The following is an 18,004-nucleotide window of genomic DNA, read 5'->3' as shown; positions in this document are numbered from 1 at the left end:
TACAGATCTTGGTAGGCAATTGCCGGGACCAGGGCATTCGCTCCTGACGTCTTCAGCCTCAAGAGCCCATAACGCAACAGGCCCACAAGGGGAGAGGGTAAGAAAGCTACAGCGTCTCCTGCTGATGCCCGCAATTCTTGCAGGCGAACTTGACCCGGCTCTGGCCCTTTTCCGCCTGCACCCGGTTCGGGGCGCCGCACTTGCCGCAGACGGCCTCGATGCGGGTCGAGCCCTGCTTGACGACGATGGTCTTCTTTTCCATCGATTCGCGGATCAGGCGCTCGGCCTCCTCACGCAGGGATTGTTTCGACAAAGCTCATCTCCGCCTCTGGAAAGCGCGAGAGCCATAACGCACCTGCGTTGGAATCTCAATCGGCAATGCCGGCTCAGACCTCGACAATCACGTAGCTGTCTTCGACATGCACCGGAAACGTCTCGGCGACATACGGGCCCTTCTGCAACTCTTCGCCACGTTCCACCGCGACCGGATAGGACCGGATCTTGACCCGTTTCGGATCGAACCAGGACTGGCCGTTGCGCATGTCGAATTCCCAGCCGTGCCAGGGACAGCGCAGCATCTCGCCGACGCGCGAGCGCTCATAGATTCCGGGCTCGGGCGAGGTCAGCCGCGCCACGCACGCCGCCTTCTCCAGCGGGGCGCCCTCATGCGGGCAGCGGTTCAGCAGCGCGAAGAACTCGCCGTTAACGTGGAACACGACGATGTCGCGGCCCGCGATATCGACGACCTTGTTGCCGCCGGGCGGGATCTCCGAGGTGCGCGCGACGATGTGACGGGCCATATTCCTTCAGAATCTCTTTGCTCAGAACTTGTAGACCGCGCGGGCATTGGTGCTGAAGATCTTCTTCCGCTCGGCCTCCGTCAGCGGCGTCTTGAAGGCGAAGCGCGGATCGTCGAAATCCCAGTGCGGATAGTCCGACGAGAACAACAGACGATCGATGCCGACCCATTCGATCAGCGAACGCAGATGCCGCGCCTCGTCGGGCTCGTCGATCGGCTGCGTTGTGAACCAGAAATTTTCGCGCACATATTCCGACGGCTTGCGCCTGAGATGCGGCACCTCGCTGCGGAACCGCTCGAAATGCTGGTCCATCCGCCACACCGCCGACGGGATCCAGCCGAACCCGCCCTCGATGAAGACGATCTTCAGCTTCGGAAAGCGCTCCGGCACGCCTTCGATGACGAGGCTCGCAAGCTGCGCCGCGATGGTGTGCGCGTTGGACTGATGCTCCTCGACATAATAAGACGGCCAGCCGCCACCGGTCGGCGCATGGCCGCCATAGCCGCCGACATGGATGCCGAGCGGCAGGTCCAGCGCCTCGGCGCGCTCGTAGATCGGCCAGTAGCGGCGGCGGCCGAGCGGCTCGTTGGCGCGCGGCGAGACGTTGATCTGGATGTATTCACCGATTTTGGCGCAGCGCTCGATCTCGGCGATGGCGAGATCCACGCCGTCCTGCCCGACCAGGATCGACGCCTTCAGGCGCGGATCGCGGTGCGACCAGAACGCCAGTTGCCAATCGTTGATGGCCCGCTGGATCGCCGCGCCGAATTCCAGGTTCTGCTGCGAAAAGATGAAGAGGTCGAGCACCTGCAGGATGCCGAACTCGACATCGAGCGGATCGAGATGCTGCTTCTGCATGAAGGCGAGATCCGAGCCCGGCACCCCACCCGTCGGCGGCCAGGCGTCGCGCCGTGCGATCAGCGGCGATGAGCGCGGATAGGGCGTGGTGAAGAGATAGGGCGTGCGCAGATGGCTGCCATATTCCTTAAGATGCTGCTGCCAGCGCTTTGGCAGAAACTCGTTGAGGTCGTCCGTGGAACGCAGGCTGGGATGCACATCGCAATCGACGATGCGCAGCCTTGAGGCGGCGGGCTTCTCGTCGTCGCGCAACGGGCGGTCGATGACGTCACTCATGCAAACCTCCAATGATCAGTTCAGCGACAGCCGCGGGAACGTCTCCAGCGGATTGTCGACGCACATTTTTGCGATGATGTTCTTCGGCAGGTTCGGCGGGATCGGATCGTCGCCGTCGAACTGCCAGTGCGGATAGTCGGACGCGAACAGGAACATCTTTTCCGAGCCGATCTGGTCGATGATCTCCTCGACGCTCTTGGCGTCGCCGGGCGCGTCGAACGGCTGCATGGTGACGCGAAAATTATCGCGGATGATCGCGGCCGGCTCGCGCTCGACCCAGGGAACCTCGACGCGGACGCCGCGCCAGGTCTTGTTGGCGCGCCACATGAAGGCCGGCAGCCAGCTCACGCCGGATTCCATCAGCACGACCTTGAGATCAGGAAATTTGCCGAACACGCCCTCATAGATCAGGCTCAAAATCTGCGCCTGCATCGCCTGCGCCTCGACGAAGTAATATTCGTAGCGATGCGACGGCCAGCCGGCCGAGCTCGGTGCCTGGCGATATTGCGTGCCGGCATGGATCGCCAGCGGCAGCTTGTACTTTTCGGCGAGACGGTAGACCGGCCAGAAATGCCGCCGTCCCAGCAGCGTCTCGCCCTGCGCTAGCACCAGGATGGAGACGAAACGGTTGTCGCCGGCGCGGCGCTCGATCTCCTCGATCGCGAGATCCGGGTCCTGCATCGGCACCACGATGGAGGCCCGCAGGCGCGGATCGCGCGACAGCCATTCGGCGGCGATCCAGTCGTTGATCGCCTTGCAGAAGTCCGCGGCCATATAGGCGTCGAATACGGCCTGCGCGCCGTAGAGCACGTTGAGGATCGCGTGGCTCGCACCCAGCTGCTCGAACGCACCCTTCTGCACCATGGCGAGGTCGGAGCCGGGCTTGGCGCCATTAGCCGGCCGCCAGTCGGCGCGGCCGGTGAGCGGCATGCTTGGTGGATAGGAGGTGAGATCGAGCCCGTCGATGGCGCGGCTCACGACCTGCTCTTTCCAGTGATCGCTGAGATAGGGAAGCAGCGTCGTACGCGTGCCACCAACCGCCGGGTGGATATCGCAGTCGATCCGCGTCACCGCCATGAAGCTTCCTCGCGCAATCTTATTGGCGGCGTTCTTGTGCGCCGCTTGCGCAGAGTGCCCCTGCCCGCGCTGGCGCGCAAGGTCGCCCGCCCGCGCGATCCGTCATGGCTCGGTTGCATTTCGCAGGCGCGATATGAAGGTCCGCGATCGTTGCACGCGGCGACTGCTCGATGGTGTATGGTCTCACGGCGCGAGCGGTGGATGCCAGGGCATCCGCCGCTCCATATTGCAGGTAGCTTTGCGCTTATATGCGCTCTCGCCTCAAGCCGCCTTGGACACTTCCATCAGCAGGCGCTCGGCCTTGGCATCCTCGATCCGGTTCACCAGCCGGCTGCTCTCGTGATTGTCGCGCACCGTCTTGGTCAGGGTGATGCAGGTCTGGATCAGCATCACGATGCCCATCGTGAGATAGCCCTTCATCCAGAGATCAATCGGCAGGAAGAAGATGCCGATGGCGACGAGGAACGCGGAGGCTGCGAAGGACGCGTAAGTGAAGGTCACCCAGGCGCTGCTGTGGGGCTGGCCGTTCTGGTTCATGATGGTCTCCTGTCGGTTCGAATGATGATGGGGTTTGGGGTCAGGCAGTCGGCATGCGCTTGGACTTCAACCGCGCCAGCACGTCGTCCGCGGTCGTCTTGAGCCGGGGGCCAAAGCCCTGCTCGGCGAGCCGTTCCGCAGTAGCGAGCGGGCCGGAGGCAGCATCGAGCTCGACCAGCGCGTCGTCAGCGGCCTGGGCTTCCATCTGTCGGTCACGCAGTCGCCTCAAGGTGCTCTCCGCTTCCGGCAGCGTGGACTCGTAAGGGCGTGCCGCCTCGATGCCACTGCGGCGAAGCGAGCGCACCGCTTCCGAGGCACGGGCGACACGACGGCCGCGATCAAGCTCGGTGATGCGGGCCTGCGCGCTTGCGACATGGCGCTTCAACCTGATGATCTCGGTCGCGAACAATGCGCGTGCGGTCATCGCCGCATCGCGATCGGCCTCCAGGTCCGCGATGGCTTCGGCCGCGTCCTTGGCGAGGTCCTCGCGGCCACCGTCGAGCGCGGCAACCGCACGGGTCTCTAGATCGGCGATGCGGGCGACGGTCGCCTCGAGCTTGCGGCCTTCCTGCTGGTCCTGGGCGATTGCCAGCGCCAGCGTCCGCTTGCTGCGCTCGACGGCGGCGGCCGCGTCGCGCATCTGCTGGTCGAGGATCAGGAGGGCCGTACGGTCTTCCAGTTCCTCGCCCGCGGCCGCCACGCCGCCGCGGAAAAGTGTCACTAAGGTCTTGAACATTTGCTGCTCCCTGTTATGAGCGTTGCTCACAGATGGTTTGTAGCAGAGACCTTGAACATCGTTCAATAAATATTTGAGCGTCGCTCAAGAATTTGATTAACAAATGACTAAAGCCTTGGAACGTCGAGAGAAAATGCGGGCCGACCTGATCCAGGCGGCCGAGCGGATGATCGCTGAGCGTGGGTTGGCGGGTCTAAAAACCCGCGATCTCGCCCGCGAGATCGGCTGCGCCAATGGCGCGGTCTACAATCTCGTCGCCGACGTGGACGAGTTGGTCCTGCGCGTCGGCTCGCGCACGCTCCTCCGGCTCGACAAGGTGCTCAGCGCGGCGGTGAGCGCGGGCAATCCATCGCCGCAGGAGACGCTGGTCCGCATCGCGATCGCCTATTGCGATTTCGCCGCAGAAAATCTCGAGCTCTGGCGCGCAATGTTCGAGCATCGCATGGAGCCCGGCAAGGAAGTCCCCGACTGGTCCGTCGACGACCAGTTGCAGCTGTTCCGCCACATCTACGCGCCACTGGCGGCGTTGTTTCCGGACAGAGGGACCGAGGAGCTCGGCATCACCGCACGCAGCCTGTTCTCGGCCGTGCATGGCATGGTGGCGCTGGGGCTCGAGCAGAGGCTGGTCGCCGTGCCGCTGCCGGCGCTGCGGAAGGAAATCGCGGGCCTGGTGCGGGCGATGATCGACGGCTTGATCGCGCGAGCGGCGTAGAAGCCGAGAGAGCGCAGCAAGACTGGCGGCGACGCCTGATTAAAATTTCGCCTGTCGCATCGCTGGCAGCACGCTTAGCTTTCGCCGCGTCTCGTCCTCTCTCCGGAGTCTCCCATGCCCCTCCTCATCCGCGGCGGCACCGTCGTCAATCATGATCATTCGCGCCGTGCGGACGTGCTGATCGACGGCGAGACCATCGTCGCGATCGGAACATCGCTCGATGCACCGACGGGCGCGGAGATCGTCGATGCCGGCGGCGCCTACATCATCCCGGGCGGGATCGATCCGCACACCCATCTCGAAATGCCGTTCATGGGCACGGTGACCGCCGACGATTTCGAATCCGGAACGAAGGCGGCGTTGACCGGCGGCACCACCATGGTGGTGGATTTCTGCCTGCCCGATCCCGGCCAGTCGATGCTCGCAGCCTATCAGGAGTGGCGGCACAAATCCGAGAAGGCGGCGACCGACTACGGCTTCCACATGGCGGTCACATCGTGGTCGAAGCAGATCTATGACGAGATGGAGACCGTGGTCAAAACCTACGGCATCAACACCTTCAAGCATTTCATGGCCTACAAGGGCGCGCTGATGGTGAACGACGACGAGCTCTACAACTCGTTCGCGCGCTGCGCCCATCTCGGCGCCATGCCTGTGGTCCATGCGGAAAACGGCGACGTCGTCGCCTTGATGCAGGAAGCGCTGATCGCGCGCGGCGTCACCGGCCCCGAGGGCCACGCCTATTCACGGCCGCCGGAGGTCGAGGGCGAGGCCACCAACCGCGCCATCATGATCGCCGACATGACGGGCACGCCCGTCTACATCGTGCACACGAGCTGCCGCGAAGCGCATGAAGCGATTGCCCGCGCACGGGCTGCTGGGAAACGCGTCTATGGCGAGCCGCTGATCCAGCATCTGCTGCTGGATGCCGGCGAGTACCAGAACAGGGATTGGGATCATTCCGCGCAGCGCGTGATGTCGCCGCCGTTCCGCGACAAGTCGCATCAGGACAGTCTTTGGGCCGGCCTGCAATCAGGCTCGCTCCAGGTAGTCGCCACCGACCATTGCGCCTTCACCACGGAGCAGAAGCGGTTCGGGCTCGGCGATTTCAGGAAGATCCCGAACGGCACCGGCGGCCTCGAAGATCGGCTCGCACTGTTGTGGACCGCGGGCGTCGCCACGGGACGGCTCACGAATGAAGAATTCGTCGCGGTGACCTCGGCGAACATCGCGCGCATCCTCAACATCTACCCGCGCAAGGGCGCCGTCGCCGTCGGCTCGGATGCGGACCTCGTGGTGTGGGACCCCAGGGCGAGCAAGACCATCAGCGCGCAGCGACAGATGAGCCGGATCGATTACAACGTGTTCGAAGGCTTTGCCTGCACCGGCGGACCGGCCGCGACGCTGTCGCGTGGCCGCGTCGTCTGGAAGGCTGGCGATCTCCGCGCCGAGGCCGGCGACGGTCACTACATCGAGCGGCCGGCGTTCTCGCCGGTGCACGTCGCCAACTCGACATGGAAACAACTGACCGCCCCGCGCGCGGTTTCGCGCGGAGCGGTCACGCCGTAGCGATCAGGCCGCCTTGCCGGCCCGCAACCGGTCGAGCACCGGCAACAGTTCGGACGGATCGGGGCGATGCGTGTAGTCCGGGTTCACCTCCGCATAGGCGATGATGCCGTCGCGGCCGATGACGTAGCGCGCGGGCATCGGCAGCACCCAGGCCGGATTGTCGTTGAACGTCGGCAGGTCGTTCTTGAAGGACTTGTAGAGCGAGACGAGATCGGCCGGCAGCGCGAAGCGGATGCCGAAGACGTCCGCGAGGCCGCTCGCAACATCGCTCAGGATCGGGAACGACAGCTTGTTTTCGCGCTCCGACTTGCGGCTGTTCGGCGCGGTCTGCGGCGAGATCGCAACAAGGCTCGCACCACGCGCGGCGATCTCCGGCAGCGCTTCCTGGAGCGCCTGGAGCTCGAGGTTACAATACGGGCACCAGACGCCGCGATAGAACGACACGACCAGCGGACCCTTCGCGAGCAGGTCGCGCGAGGCGACCTGCTTGCCGTCGGGGTCCTTCAGGATGAATTCCGGCGCGGCGTCACCGGCCTTCCTGGCGCGCTGCGCCTGGCCGCTCGCGATCAATTCGGCAGTGGCGCGGTGCATGGTGTCGAGCGCCTCCTTGCTCGGCTTGAGCGGGAAGCGGCCGGCTTCGAAGTCAGCTTTGAAGGCGTCGAGTTTGTCTTGCAGGGCCATGGGTAGCTCCATCTTTTGCTGTTGGCCCGTCCTATCTGGATCATTCGAAAATGAAGGAGTATACGGTCGATACGAAGAACATTTATCTGGATTTCAAATGAGTGACCGGCTCCAGGAATTGGCCGTCTTCGTCCGCGCGGCCGAGAGTGGCAGCTTTTCGAAGGCCGCACGCGAGCTCGGCCTGTCGCAACCCTCAGTGTCGCGCATCATTGGCGAATTGGAGACGCGGCTCGGCGTCAAGCTGCTGCTGCGGACCACGCGCAGCATCGCGGTCACGGACGCTGGCGCACTGTTCCTGACGCGTGCGCGCGAAGTGCTGGCTGATATCGAGGACGCCGAGGACGCCGCGCGCGGCGTCGATTCCTTGCGTGGAACGCTGCGCATCACGATGCCGATCGTCTACGGCACGCGAAACATCATTCCGCGCCTGCCGAAATTCCTCAGGGCCCATCCCCTCTTGCGCGTCGAGCTGTCCGTCGCAGACGAACGGCAAAACCTGGTTGTGGAGGGCACCGACGTCGCCATTCGCCTCGGCCCCCTCAACGATTCCGGCTTCGGCGCACGCAAGCTTGCGACCGTGTCGCGCTTTCTCGTCGCGGCGCCATCCTATCTTGCCGAGCGCGGGACCCCGAAGACGCCGGCCGATCTCGCCTCGCATGACTGCATCTTCGGTCCCGGCCTGTTCGGCCGTACCACCTGGTCGTTCACCCGCAACGGCGCGGAGACCTCGGTCGATGTCCGCGGCCGCATCACCACCGACTCCGGACCCGGCGTTTTCGCGAGCGTGCTGGCAGGCCTCGGCATCGCGATGACGTCGCCGGTGATGGCCGGCCCCGAGATCGAGGCAGGCGCGCTGGTGCCGGTGTTGAAGAGCTACAAGCTCGCACCTGTCGATGTGTACGCCGTGTTCCCGGCGGGTCCGCGCCCCTCGACCAAGGTACGCGCGCTGGTCGACTTCCTGGCGGAGGAGTTGAGATAGGCGCGGATGCGACGCCTTGAAGCGCCGCTGATGGCATGCGCCTTGCCTCTTTACATTGCAGATCTCCGGCAAAAGAGGCACCGATGAGCGCATCACCTTTCGACATCAACCGCCGCGATTTGGTGCTCGGCGGCCTTGGCGCGGCCGGACTGACGGCGATCACGCCCTCCTTCGCCAGGGCGCAGGGGCGTAGCGAGACGTTGCTGGTGGTGCAGGAGCTCGGGCCGAACTCGCTCGACATGCAGGGCGTCGGCTCCAACCAGACCGTGAACGGCCTGTCCTGGAATTGCTACGACCGCCTGCTGACCTACGCCTCCAGAACGCTGCCCGACGGGACCGTGTCCTATGATCGCGAGAAGCTCGCGCCCGAACTCGCCGAGAGCTGGGAGGTCGCCGCCGACGGCATGTCCTGCACCTTCAGGCTTCGCAAGGACGCGAAATTCCACGACGGCACGCCTGTTACCGCCAAGGACGTCAAATGGTCGTACGACCGCGCGGTGAAGGTCGGCGGCTTCCCGACCTTCCAGATGTCGGCGGGATCGCTGGAGAAGCCCGAGCAGTTCGTGGTGGTCGACGATCACACCTTCCGCATCGACTATGTCCGCAAGGACAAGATGCTGCTGTTCAACGTCGCCGTCGTCGTCCCCTTCATCATCAATTCCGAACTCGCCAAGAAGAACGCGACGGCGGAAGATCCCTGGGCGCTGGCCTGGCTCAGGACCAACGAGGCTGGTGGCGGCGCCTACAGGATCGAAAGCTGGAAGCCCGGCAGCGAGACCGTGCTGGCGCGCTTCGACGACTGGAAGAGCGGACCGCTGCCGAAGATCAAGCGCGTGATCGCGCGCGACGTCCCCTCGGCCGGCACGCGCCGCGCGATGCTGGAGCGAGGCGATGCGGATATTTCCAGCGGCTTTGCGCCGCGCGATTTCGAGCAGATCATTCGGGAGGGCAAGGTCAAGGTATCGGGGGTGCCGATCCCGAATGCGCTCTGGTACATCGCACTCAACACGGCGAAGCCGCCGTTCGACAATGTGAAGCTACGGCAGGCCATCGCCTGGGCGATGCCTTATGAGCAGATCCAGAGCAGCGCGTTCTTCGGCCGCGCCGTTCCTATGTATGGCGGAGCCGCCGAAGTCTCAAAGCCGGTCTGGCCGCAGCCGTTTCCCTATGTCACCGATCTCGACAAGGCCAAGGCGTTGATGAAGGAGGCAGGCTTCGAGTCCGGCCTGGAGACGACCTTGTCGCTCGACACAGGCACTGCGACCGTCGGCGAGCCGACCGCCATCCTGATCCAGGAAAGTCTCGCCAAGATCGGCATCAAGGCATCGATTGAAAAAATCCCCGGCGCGAACTGGCGCACGACGCTGAACAAGAAGGAGCTGCCGCTCGCGCTCAATCGTTTCAGCGGCTGGCTCGATTATCCCGAGTACTATTTCTATTGGAATTTCCACGGCAACAATTCGATCTTCAACATCTCCTCCTACCAGAACAAGGAGATGGACGCGCTGATCGACAAGGCGCGGTTCACCGCGGATGCGGCGGAATACGACCGGTGCGTGAAGGATTTCATCGCGCTCTGCATGCGCGACGTTCCCGTCGTTCCGCTCAACCAGCCGATCCACGACGTCGCCATGCAGAAGGCCATCACCGGCTACGAGTTCTGGTTTCACCGCGAACCCGACTACCGCCAGTTCGCTAAGGGCTAATGCCGCTCGACAACGCGGACGACGCCTGAGGCGGCTCGCGCCGGCTCGGTCGGGAAGCCCCGCGCCAACCGTGCCGCGCTCGTGCGCAGCATCGCGGCGTCGAGCTTGCCCTGCCGCGACCCATCCAGCGCGCAGGCGAAGACCCGATAGAATTGCGCGCCATCATAGGCAACCAGCAGCAGATCGACGCCGGCGTTGATCGCCTCGACCACGGCTTTGCAGACGTCGTGCTGGTAGATCGCACCCATCACGAGGTCGTCGGTCATCACCATGTCCTGGTAACCCCACTTGTCCCGGATGATGCCATCAATAACGCGTTTCGAATGCGAGGCGGCGCGATCGGGATCGACGGTCGTGAGCGTCACATGCCCAACCATGAGCGCGCTGCGCGAATGCGACAGCACCTCGCGGAACGGCAGCCAGTCGGTGGCTTCGAGCTCTTTCACCGGCGTATCGAGCTTGGCGCTGAAATGATGCGTGTCGGTGCGGACACGGCCAATGCCGGGAAAATGCTTCAGCGTAGCACCGACGCCTGACTCTTCCAGCCCGCGCACATAGGCGCTCGCGATCGTGCTGACGACGGCAGGGTCGGTCGCAATCGCGCGCTGGCCGATCAGTGTATGGAAGTCGAGGCGATTGCGCCGGACCGGCGGCTTGAGGTCGAGCACCGGCGCGAGGTTGAGGTTGACGCCGAGCCCGGCGAGCTCGCGGCCGTGGATGCGGCCGAACTCTTCGGCCCTGACCTGCTGTTCGTCGGGAGCGAGCCCGCTGAGCGTCGCCAGCGCCGGCACCTTCGTCAGCGGCGGCGCGAGATGTCCGACGATGCCGCCCTCCTGGTCTGCCGCAACGACCAGCGGCGGCAGGCCAGCGACGCGCCGCTTGTCCTGGAGCGCCGCAATCTCGGTGCGCAACGTCTCGACGGTCCGGCCGCGGATGTTGCGCCGGGTCACGTAGATGCCGCCGATCAAGCCCTGCTCGGCAAGGCGCGCAACCTCGGGAAAGGAGGAATAGCCGACCATGAAGTGAGGTCCGAGCTGACGCGCCTCGGTGGCGCTCGCGGCAAGCACGTCGTGCTTGCGCAGCTCGAACTTCAGATGCGCCGCCGACATCAGGACCGGCGGCAGGCACCAGAGCACGACGAGCAGCTTGCCTGCAATGGTACGCCACCGTCCTCTGCGGAGCAGGAGGATGACGATCGCGAGGCTTGCGACGACAAGCGCGAGGTTTCCAGCGCCGCGCAGCGGGACCAGATAGGGATCGTTCTTGTTGGCGGCCACGAATGCGACGAGCGGCGCGGCCAGCCAGAGCAGGATGAGACCAATACGACCGAGGAATTGCATGATGCGTCACACGCTATGAGTGGCGAATGCTTCGCACCTATCAAAGCGAATCACGCTGTGCGAGAGGCAAACGCGCGCCTGCACGAAAACTGCAAAAGACTCCTGAAACCGTGCAGACGATGGTCCCGCCTTCTGCACAAGCGCCGTTCAGACTTCGTGATGCCACCCATCACGAAAGGTCATTTGGACATGACGAGCCTGGCTTCGACGATAGCAGCGGAAATCCAGCCGATCAGACATTCCTCGATCCCGGCCAAGGTCGGCCTCGCGCTGGTGCTGGCCGCGCTCGCCGACTGGCTGTTCTACGGCCAGCGGATCGGGCTGTCGCTGACGCTCTTTGCGATCGCGATGGCCTGCGTGTCGGTGCTCTTCAATCATGCGGCCCTGGATCTGCGGCGCACCATGATCGGCACGGCCATTCTCGTCGCCGGTCTCGTCCCGGCCGTCGAGGAGCTCAACATGCTGTCCTTCCTGATCCTCGTCGCATCGCTGACGATCGCGCTGCTGCTCGCGACCAATCCGGAAACGACCGGGCTCACCGAGCGTGTCCGCGCGCTGCGCAACTTTGTCCTGTTCGGCCCCTTCAGGTTCTTCCTCGAGGCGCTCCAGATCTTCAACATGTCGGCGTTCACCCGCGGCCTTGCGCTCTGGCTGCTCCCGGCAGCGCTCGGCACCGTCTTCGTCGCACTGTTCGCTGCAGCCAATCCGGTGATCGAGCAGTGGGTGTCCCTGCTCAATCCAAAGCTCATCCTCGAGTATATCAGCATCCCGCGCCTGCTGTTCTGGGCCATGATGCTGGCGCTGGTTTGGCCGTTCATTCATGTGCGCTGGCGGCGCAGGACGATTGTTACCACCGCCATTGCCGACGGCCCCGTGCCGCCCCCGCTCCCGCCCTTGGTCTCGGCCGAGTTTCTGAACCCTTCCACCATTCTGCGCTCGCTGATCCTGTTCAACCTGCTGTTCGCGGCGCAGTCCATCCTCGACGGGATCTATCTCTGGGGCCATGTGGCGCTGCCCGACAATTTGACCTATGCGGCCTACGCCCATCGCGGCGCCTATCCGCTGATAGCGACCGCGTTGCTCGCCGCCGCCTTCGTGCTGGTCGCGATGCGCCCGGGCGGGGCGGCCGAGAAATCGAAGGTGATCCGGCCGCTGGTCTATCTATGGGTCGGGCAGAACGTGCTGCTCGTCGCCTCCTCCATCCTCCGCCTCGATCTCTATGTCGACATTTACATGCTGACCTATTGGCGCATCGCGGCCTTCATCTGGATGGGGCTGGTGGCGCTCGGGCTGGTCCTGATCGTGGCTCGCATCGCGCTCAACCGGTCCAACCAATGGCTCGTCGGTGCCAATCTGATCGCGCTGACGATCGTGCTCTATAGCTGCTCGCTCGTGAACTTCGATGCGTTCATTGCCGACTACAATGTCGCCCACAGCCGGGAAGCATCGGGCAAGGGCGTGCAGATCGACATCAACTATCTCCTGACGCTCGGGCCGCAGGCGCTGCCTGCCATCGACAAGGCGCTTCTGCTCCGGCCCGGCGCCCCCGAGAGCTGCCTTGTGTCGCGCCGCGACCGCCTTGTAGAACAGCAGCGCCAGGATCTGGCCTGGCGGAGCTGGGGCTTTCGGAGCTGGCGGCTCCAGCGCAGGCTGGACGCGCAGGCGAAGGATCAGCAGGCAGGCTGAGGAAGCGGAGAAGTTCTTGGCGCATCGCATTCTCATCGTCGACGACGAGGGCCACATCCGCGAGGTCATCCGCGTCGCCTTGAAGAAGGCCGGCATGGACGTGATCGAGGCGCGCGACGGCAAGGAGGCGCTCGCCCGCTTTGCCGCCGACAAGCCCGACCTGATCGTGCTCGACATCGGCATGCCCGAGTTTGACGGGCTCGATGTCTGCCGCGAGGTGCGCAAGGTGTCCGACGTGCCTATCCTGTTCCTGTCGGCGCGCGACGAGGAGATCGACCGCATCCTCGGCCTCGAGATCGGCGGCGACGATTACGTGACGAAGCCGTTCAGCCCGCGCGAGCTGGTAGTGCGGGTCAACGTCATCCTGCGCCGCCTCAGCCCGCGCAATGGCGAGGCCAAGGCCGGGCCGGGCGCGCTGTCGCAAGGCGGCCTCCTGATCGATCCCGAACAGCATATCGCGACCTTCGCCGGCACGCCGCTGAAACTGACCGCGATCGAGTTCGGCATCCTGCGCGCGTTCCTGACCCGGCCGACCTCGGTGTTCAACCGCGAGCAGCTGATGCGGGCGGCCTATCAGCTCAACATCCAGGTCTCCGACCGCACCATCGACAGCCACATCCGCAACATCCGCGCCAAGCTCGCGGCGTTGAATTGCGAGAACGTGATCGAGACCATCCACGGCGTCGGCTTCAAGCTCGGCCGCTGCGAGAATGAGGCATGAGCGCAGCGCCCGACAAATGGCGGCCGTCGCTCACCCTCGTGATTTTCACGGTGCTGGCGACCGTCGGCGTGCTGCCGCTGGTCGGCCTGTTCTTCTTCCGCCTCTACGACAACCAGCTGATCCGCCAGACCCAGGCCGAGCTGATCGCGCAGAGCCGCGTGCTCGCGACGATCTATGCGCAGGAGGTCACGGCGCGGCTCGACAGCGGCCTGACGCTCGGCGCCGAGGTGCCGCCCAACGTGCTGCCTGACCCCGGCGACCAGGTCACCCCGATCCGTCCCGCGCTCGACCTCACCGCCAACGATCTCTTGCGGCGGCGGCCGGATGCGCAAGCCGCTCCGCAGCCGGCGCAGCCAGCCTATGTCGAGATTGGCGCAAGGCTGACGCCGATCATCCGCGAGACCCAGAAGGTGACGCTGGCGGGCTTTCGCATCCTCGATCCGCAGGGCGTGGTGATCGCCGGGCGCTACGAGGTCGGGCAGTCGCTCGCCCATATCGAGGAGGTCGCGGACGCGCTGCACGGGCAGTACCGCGCCACCCTGCGCAACCGCGTCCCGGATCGGCCGCCGCCGCCGATCTATTCGTTCAGCCGCGGCCTCGGCGTGCATGTGTTCTCGGCGATGCCCGTCATCGTCAACAACCGCGTTGCCGGGGTGATCTACACCACGCGGACGCCGAGCAACATCTTTGACCATCTCTACCAGGAGCGGGCCAAGTTCGTGCTGGCGGGGTTTGCCGTGATTCTCGGCACCATCGCGATCGGCCTCGTATTCTCGCGCACCATCACGCTGCCGATGCGCGAACTGATCGACCGCGCCGCGCGGATCGGCCGCGGCGATCGCGAGGCGTTCAGGCCGCTCCGGCATTACGGCACGCGCGAGTTCGCCCAGCTCTCGCACAGTTTTCTCGGCATGGCCGAGCAGCTGGCGCGGCGCTCGGACTATATCGCGACGTTCTCGGCCCACCTCACCCACGAGCTGAAATCGCCGCTGACCTCAATCAAGGGCGCGGCCGAGCTGCTGCAGGATTCGTTTCAAGGAAAGCCGGAAGGCCTGACGCCCGCCGAGCAGAAGACGTTCATCGCCAACATCCTGTCGGACACGCAGCGGCTCGAGGCGATGGCACAGCGGCTGCGCGAGCTCGCCCGCGCCGAGAGCCTGCCGCAGAACGAACGCACCGAGCTTGCGCCCGTGATCGCCGACCTCCGGAGCCGGTTTCCGGCCAGCTCAATCGAGGCCAGCGGCCGCCTCGACCGGACGATCGGCATGTCCGGCGAAAAGGCGCTGATCGTGCTGTCGCATCTCGCCGACAACGCGATGCGGCACAGGGCGAGGACCATCAGGCTGGAGGCGGTGGACGAGCGGACGACCCTGCTTGTGACGGTCAGCAATGACGGCGAGCCGATTTCGGCGCCGAACCGCGACAGGATCTTTGATGCGTTCTTCACGACCCGCCGCGACCAGGGTGGCACCGGGATGGGGCTGGCGATCGCGCGCGCGGTGATGGCGAGCCATGGCGGCTCGATCAAGCTGAAGCCGACCGACGAGGGCGCGGCCTTCGAGCTCCAGTTTCCGATCGCCTAGATCGCGAACACCCAGGCGGCGACGATGGTGCCGATGGTGACCAGACCGGCGATGGTCCAGCCGGCGGCATATTCCAGCTCAGGATGACCAGTCGCCCGCATGATCTCTGCCGGATCGGCGGTATGCTTCTCTGCCATGACAGCCTCGCACGTTTTTTTCCGTGTCCTATGTAAGTCGCTTCAGCCGCCAATAGGTTCCATCACGGAAATGCGAGCAATGACGCAGCTTGGTCTATTCGCCGCCCCGCAAGCGGGCCCTGCCGGGCTTCGCTATACCGATGACTTCGTCGAGGCCGCCGTCGAGCAGGACTTGATCGGCCGCATCGCAGCATTGCCGCTCCAGCGCTTCCAGTTCGGCGCCTTCGAGGGCAACCGCCGGGTGGCCTCGTTCGGCTATCGCTATGACTATTCGCTGCAACGGCTGGCCGAGGCGGAGCCGATCCCGGACTGGGTCCTGCCCGTCGCGCGGCAGGTCGAGGCCTGGGCGGGCCTCGCTGGCGGCAGCGTCCGGCAGGTGCTCTGCACCGAATATGACACCGGCGTCGGCATCGGCTGGCACCGCGACAAGCCGCATTTCAAGGAGATCCTCGGCCTGTCGCTGGGCTCGCCGTGCAAATTCCGCTTCCGCCGCCGCAGCGGCGACAAATGGGAGCGCCACGCGCTCGAAGCCCTGCCGCGCTCGCTCTACCTGATGGACGGCGAGGCGCGCTCGCAATGGGAGCACAGCATCCCGCCGGTCGAGGCACGCCGCTATTCCATCACCTTCCGGACGATGCAGCGGACGTAGCGGCCGGTCCAAAACTAAAACTGCGAAAACAACCCCATGCACAGTAGAACGCGCGGCCGGCATGCGGCCGCGGTCGCGCGCCGCAACCGTCTGACACGTCGGACCAAAACAGCCGCACCGCGCAATCGCCGCGCGGTTCGCGGATTTTCCCTTCAATTGCCGGCCAGGGGCAAGATTTCGGGCGGAAGAGAAGCCGCCACTCGACTCTCCGCAAGATTGTAAGTTAATCTCGCTTCTATCGGCCGGTCTATTTTCAACCGATGTTGCAGCATTTCAGGGCGCGGCACGGCGCCGTCCCGGCAGAAGACATTTTTTCAAGGGAAGCTCGCGATGCGTTCGCTGTTTGCGCGGCTGCACCGGCGTTACGGGCCCAGGATTTCAGGGGCGGAGCGCCAGCGGCGGGTCAAGGACAAGCTCGCCCTTCAACCCACCCCACCCACGATCCGCTCACCCACCGCGCTCCGCGCGCTGGCGGTGCGACGCCCGAAAGTCGCGATCATCGGCGGCGGCTTCGCCGGCCTGATGGCGGCCTCCGAGCTCGTCGCCCATTGCGAGGTGACGCTGTTCGAGGCCCGCGACCGCTTCGGCGGCCGGGTTCTCAGCAAGAAGAAGCCGAGCGGGATCGTCGAGGCCGGCGGCGAGCTGATCGGCTACAACCATCCGCTCTGGCTGAAATATGCCAAGCGGTTCGAGCTCGGCCTCTCCGTCATCACCTCGGACACCAATTTCGACGCGCTCGAGCTCGACATGCCGGTGTTTCTCGACGGCCACAAGCTCTCCGACGGCCAGATGAAGCTGGTCTATCACGAGATGGACGATGCTTTCGGCAAGCTCAGTCGGTGGGCCGGCAGGGTCAAGCCTGACAAGCCCTGGCGCGCCAAGGGCGCAAGGAAACTCGACGCCAGGACGATTGCGGAGTGGATCGCCAGCCTCGACTGCTCGAAGCTCACCAAGCACGCCATGGACGAGCAGTTCTCCAACGACGCCGGCCAGCCGACCACCAAGCAGAGCCTTCTTGCTAATCTGGCCGTCGTCGCGGGCGGACGGATGAAGGACCAGATCGACGCCTTCTTCACCCAGACCGAGACTTTGCGCTGCTCGGAAGGCAATCAGGAGCTCGCCATTCGTCTCGCGCAGGACATCGAGGACAAGGGCGCCAGCACCCACCTGTCGACGCCGGTGCGCGCCATCCGCATCGACAGCGAAGGCGTGACCCTGGAATTCAGCCACTCCGGCAACGGAACGGCACGCGCGTCCTTCGCCGCCGATTATGCCGTGCTCGCGATACCCCCGAGCCTGTGGCCGGACTCACCCAACGCCAAGATCACGATCACGCCCCACCTGCCGCACGACTACTACGTCACGATGGGGACGGCAGTGAAATATCTCAGCCCGCTCAAGAAGCGCTTCTGGATTGGCGAGGGCCTCGCCCCAACGGCCATCTCGAACCAGTTCGGTGTCACCTGGGAAGGGACGGACAACCAGATCGCCCCGCCGGAGCATCCGGTCGAGCTCAGCCTGTTCGCCGGCGCCGACGTCGCGGCGGAAGCTCTCAAGCACTACCGGCCCGGTGACCAGACGCAGGTCGACGCGTTCTATGCGCAGCAGATCGGCAGCGTCTACAAGGGTTATGTCGCGCATCTGGCCGATCAGCCGGAGTTCATGGCCTGGCCGCGCGACGAATGGACCGCCGCCGGCTACTCCTGTCCCGCCCCCGGCGAGGTGTGCCTCGCCGGGCCGCTGCTGGCCAAGGGCTTCGAGGACCGCCTGTTCTTTGCCGGCGAGCACACCTGCTTTGCCTATTTCGGTTACATGGAAGGCGCTCTCCAGTCCGGCCAGACGGCGGCGGCTGCGATCATCAAGGCCATCGACAAGCAGCCTGAAGCGCAAGGCTCTGCCCGGACTAGCAATTCTGTCATAGGTTCGGGGCGCCTTGCGGCGGCGAAGCCGTGACCGG

At 64.8% G+C, this 18,004-nt stretch carries 18 protein-coding genes; 9 read left to right on the top strand and 9 right to left on the bottom strand.

The features are described 5' to 3' along the window. Nucleotides 1-106 precede the first annotated feature (106 nt). The 6 genes from ABIB95_RS43550 to ABIB95_RS43525 all read right to left on the bottom strand — a co-directional run bounded on the left by ABIB95_RS43550 (nt 107) and on the right by ABIB95_RS43525 (nt 4,284). Nucleotides 107-313: a hypothetical protein gene (locus tag ABIB95_RS43550; protein ID WP_014491844.1), complete on the bottom strand. Its 207-nt coding sequence runs from the start codon at nt 311-313 to the stop codon at nt 107-109. Nucleotides 314-386: 73 nt separating this feature from the next. Further along, on the bottom strand, nt 387-800 hold the full coding sequence (locus tag ABIB95_RS43545) for a Rieske (2Fe-2S) protein (protein ID WP_014491843.1): 414 nt from the start codon (nt 798-800) through the stop codon (nt 387-389). Nucleotides 801-821: 21 nt separating this feature from the next. Beyond that, nucleotides 822-1,934, bottom strand: coding sequence for an amidohydrolase family protein (locus ABIB95_RS43540; protein WP_354248758.1), 1,113 nt, complete (start codon nt 1,932-1,934; stop codon nt 822-824). A 15-nt stretch (nt 1,935-1,949) separates the two neighbouring features. Next, nucleotides 1,950-3,011, bottom strand: a complete 1,062-nt coding sequence (locus tag ABIB95_RS43535) for an amidohydrolase family protein (RefSeq protein WP_354248757.1) — start codon at nt 3,009-3,011, stop codon at nt 1,950-1,952. A 261-nt stretch (nt 3,012-3,272) separates the two neighbouring features. After that, nucleotides 3,273-3,548 (bottom strand): YiaA/YiaB family inner membrane protein, encoded by a 276-nt coding sequence (locus ABIB95_RS43530; RefSeq protein ID WP_014491840.1) that lies wholly within the window; start codon nt 3,546-3,548, stop codon nt 3,273-3,275. Nucleotides 3,549-3,588: 40 nt separating this feature from the next. Further along, on the bottom strand, nt 3,589-4,284 hold the full coding sequence (locus ABIB95_RS43525) for a PspA/IM30 family protein (RefSeq protein ID WP_354248756.1): 696 nt from the start codon (nt 4,282-4,284) through the stop codon (nt 3,589-3,591). Between the two features lie 103 nt (nt 4,285-4,387). On the opposite strand from ABIB95_RS43525, the gene ABIB95_RS43520 reads away from it, so the two are divergent. After that, nucleotides 4,388-4,996 (top strand): TetR/AcrR family transcriptional regulator, encoded by a 609-nt coding sequence (locus tag ABIB95_RS43520; protein WP_354248755.1) that lies wholly within the window; start codon nt 4,388-4,390, stop codon nt 4,994-4,996. Nucleotides 4,997-5,110: 114 nt separating this feature from the next. Beyond that, nucleotides 5,111-6,565, top strand: coding sequence for a dihydropyrimidinase (gene hydA / locus ABIB95_RS43515; protein WP_354248754.1), 1,455 nt, complete (start codon nt 5,111-5,113; stop codon nt 6,563-6,565). A gap of 3 nt (nt 6,566-6,568) precedes the next feature. On the opposite strand, the gene ABIB95_RS43510 is transcribed toward hydA, so the two are convergent. Beyond that, nucleotides 6,569-7,246, bottom strand: a complete 678-nt coding sequence (locus tag ABIB95_RS43510) for a peroxiredoxin-like family protein (RefSeq protein ID WP_354248753.1) — start codon at nt 7,244-7,246, stop codon at nt 6,569-6,571. A 97-nt stretch (nt 7,247-7,343) separates the two neighbouring features. Here ABIB95_RS43510 and ABIB95_RS43505 point away from each other — a divergent pair, with 97 nt between their 5' ends. Both ABIB95_RS43505 and ABIB95_RS43500 read left to right on the top strand, forming a co-directional pair. Continuing rightward, a complete protein-coding gene (locus tag ABIB95_RS43505; RefSeq protein WP_354248752.1) occupies nt 7,344-8,225 on the top strand; it encodes a LysR family transcriptional regulator in 882 nt (293 codons plus the stop codon). 83 nt (nt 8,226-8,308) lie between these two features. Further along, the gene (locus ABIB95_RS43500) at nt 8,309-9,931 is read left to right on the top strand and encodes an ABC transporter substrate-binding protein (RefSeq protein WP_354248751.1); all 1,623 of its coding nucleotides are present in this window, start codon (nt 8,309-8,311) and stop codon (nt 9,929-9,931) included. Here ABIB95_RS43500 and ABIB95_RS43495 read toward each other — a convergent pair. Then, nucleotides 9,928-11,271 (bottom strand): glycoside hydrolase family 3 N-terminal domain-containing protein, encoded by a 1,344-nt coding sequence (locus ABIB95_RS43495; protein WP_354248750.1) that lies wholly within the window; start codon nt 11,269-11,271, stop codon nt 9,928-9,930. The genes ABIB95_RS43500 and ABIB95_RS43495 overlap by 4 nt on opposite strands. Before the next feature lie 189 nt (nt 11,272-11,460). Between ABIB95_RS43495 and ABIB95_RS43490 the strand changes: the two genes are divergently transcribed. Genes ABIB95_RS43490 through ABIB95_RS43480 form a run of 3 tightly spaced genes read left to right on the top strand, consistent with a single transcriptional unit; the run spans nt 11,461 to nt 15,261 of the window. Further along, nucleotides 11,461-12,957, top strand: coding sequence for a DUF4153 domain-containing protein (locus tag ABIB95_RS43490; protein WP_354248749.1), 1,497 nt, complete (start codon nt 11,461-11,463; stop codon nt 12,955-12,957). Nucleotides 12,958-12,973: 16 nt separating this feature from the next. Beyond that, entirely contained in the window at nt 12,974-13,678 is a 705-nt protein-coding gene (locus tag ABIB95_RS43485; RefSeq protein ID WP_354248748.1) for a response regulator, read from the top strand. Beyond that, nucleotides 13,675-15,261 (top strand): ATP-binding protein, encoded by a 1,587-nt coding sequence (locus ABIB95_RS43480; protein WP_354248747.1) that lies wholly within the window; start codon nt 13,675-13,677, stop codon nt 15,259-15,261. The genes ABIB95_RS43485 and ABIB95_RS43480 overlap by 4 nt, the downstream gene beginning before the upstream one ends. Here ABIB95_RS43480 and ABIB95_RS43475 read toward each other — a convergent pair. After that, nucleotides 15,258-15,398, bottom strand: coding sequence for a hypothetical protein (locus ABIB95_RS43475; RefSeq protein WP_007597071.1), 141 nt, complete (start codon nt 15,396-15,398; stop codon nt 15,258-15,260). The two genes, ABIB95_RS43480 and ABIB95_RS43475, sit on opposite strands and share 4 nt — an antisense overlap. A 79-nt stretch (nt 15,399-15,477) precedes the next feature. Here ABIB95_RS43475 and ABIB95_RS43470 point away from each other — a divergent pair, with 79 nt between their 5' ends. Together ABIB95_RS43470 and ABIB95_RS43465 are read left to right on the top strand one after the other, a co-directional pair. Beyond that, a complete protein-coding gene (locus ABIB95_RS43470) occupies nt 15,478-16,047 on the top strand; it encodes an alpha-ketoglutarate-dependent dioxygenase AlkB (protein ID WP_354248746.1) in 570 nt (189 codons plus the stop codon). A gap of 330 nt (nt 16,048-16,377) precedes the next feature. Beyond that, entirely contained in the window at nt 16,378-18,000 is a 1,623-nt protein-coding gene (locus tag ABIB95_RS43465; protein WP_354248745.1) for a flavin monoamine oxidase family protein, read from the top strand. Nucleotides 18,001-18,004 lie beyond the last annotated feature (4 nt).

This window comes from Bradyrhizobium sp. LA2.1 (genome assembly GCF_040547725.1).
GTDB lineage: Bacteria > Pseudomonadota > Alphaproteobacteria > Rhizobiales > Xanthobacteraceae > Bradyrhizobium > Bradyrhizobium barranii.
The sequence above is the reverse complement of the archived record's forward strand: the minus strand, read 5'-3'. Positions and strand labels throughout refer to the sequence as shown.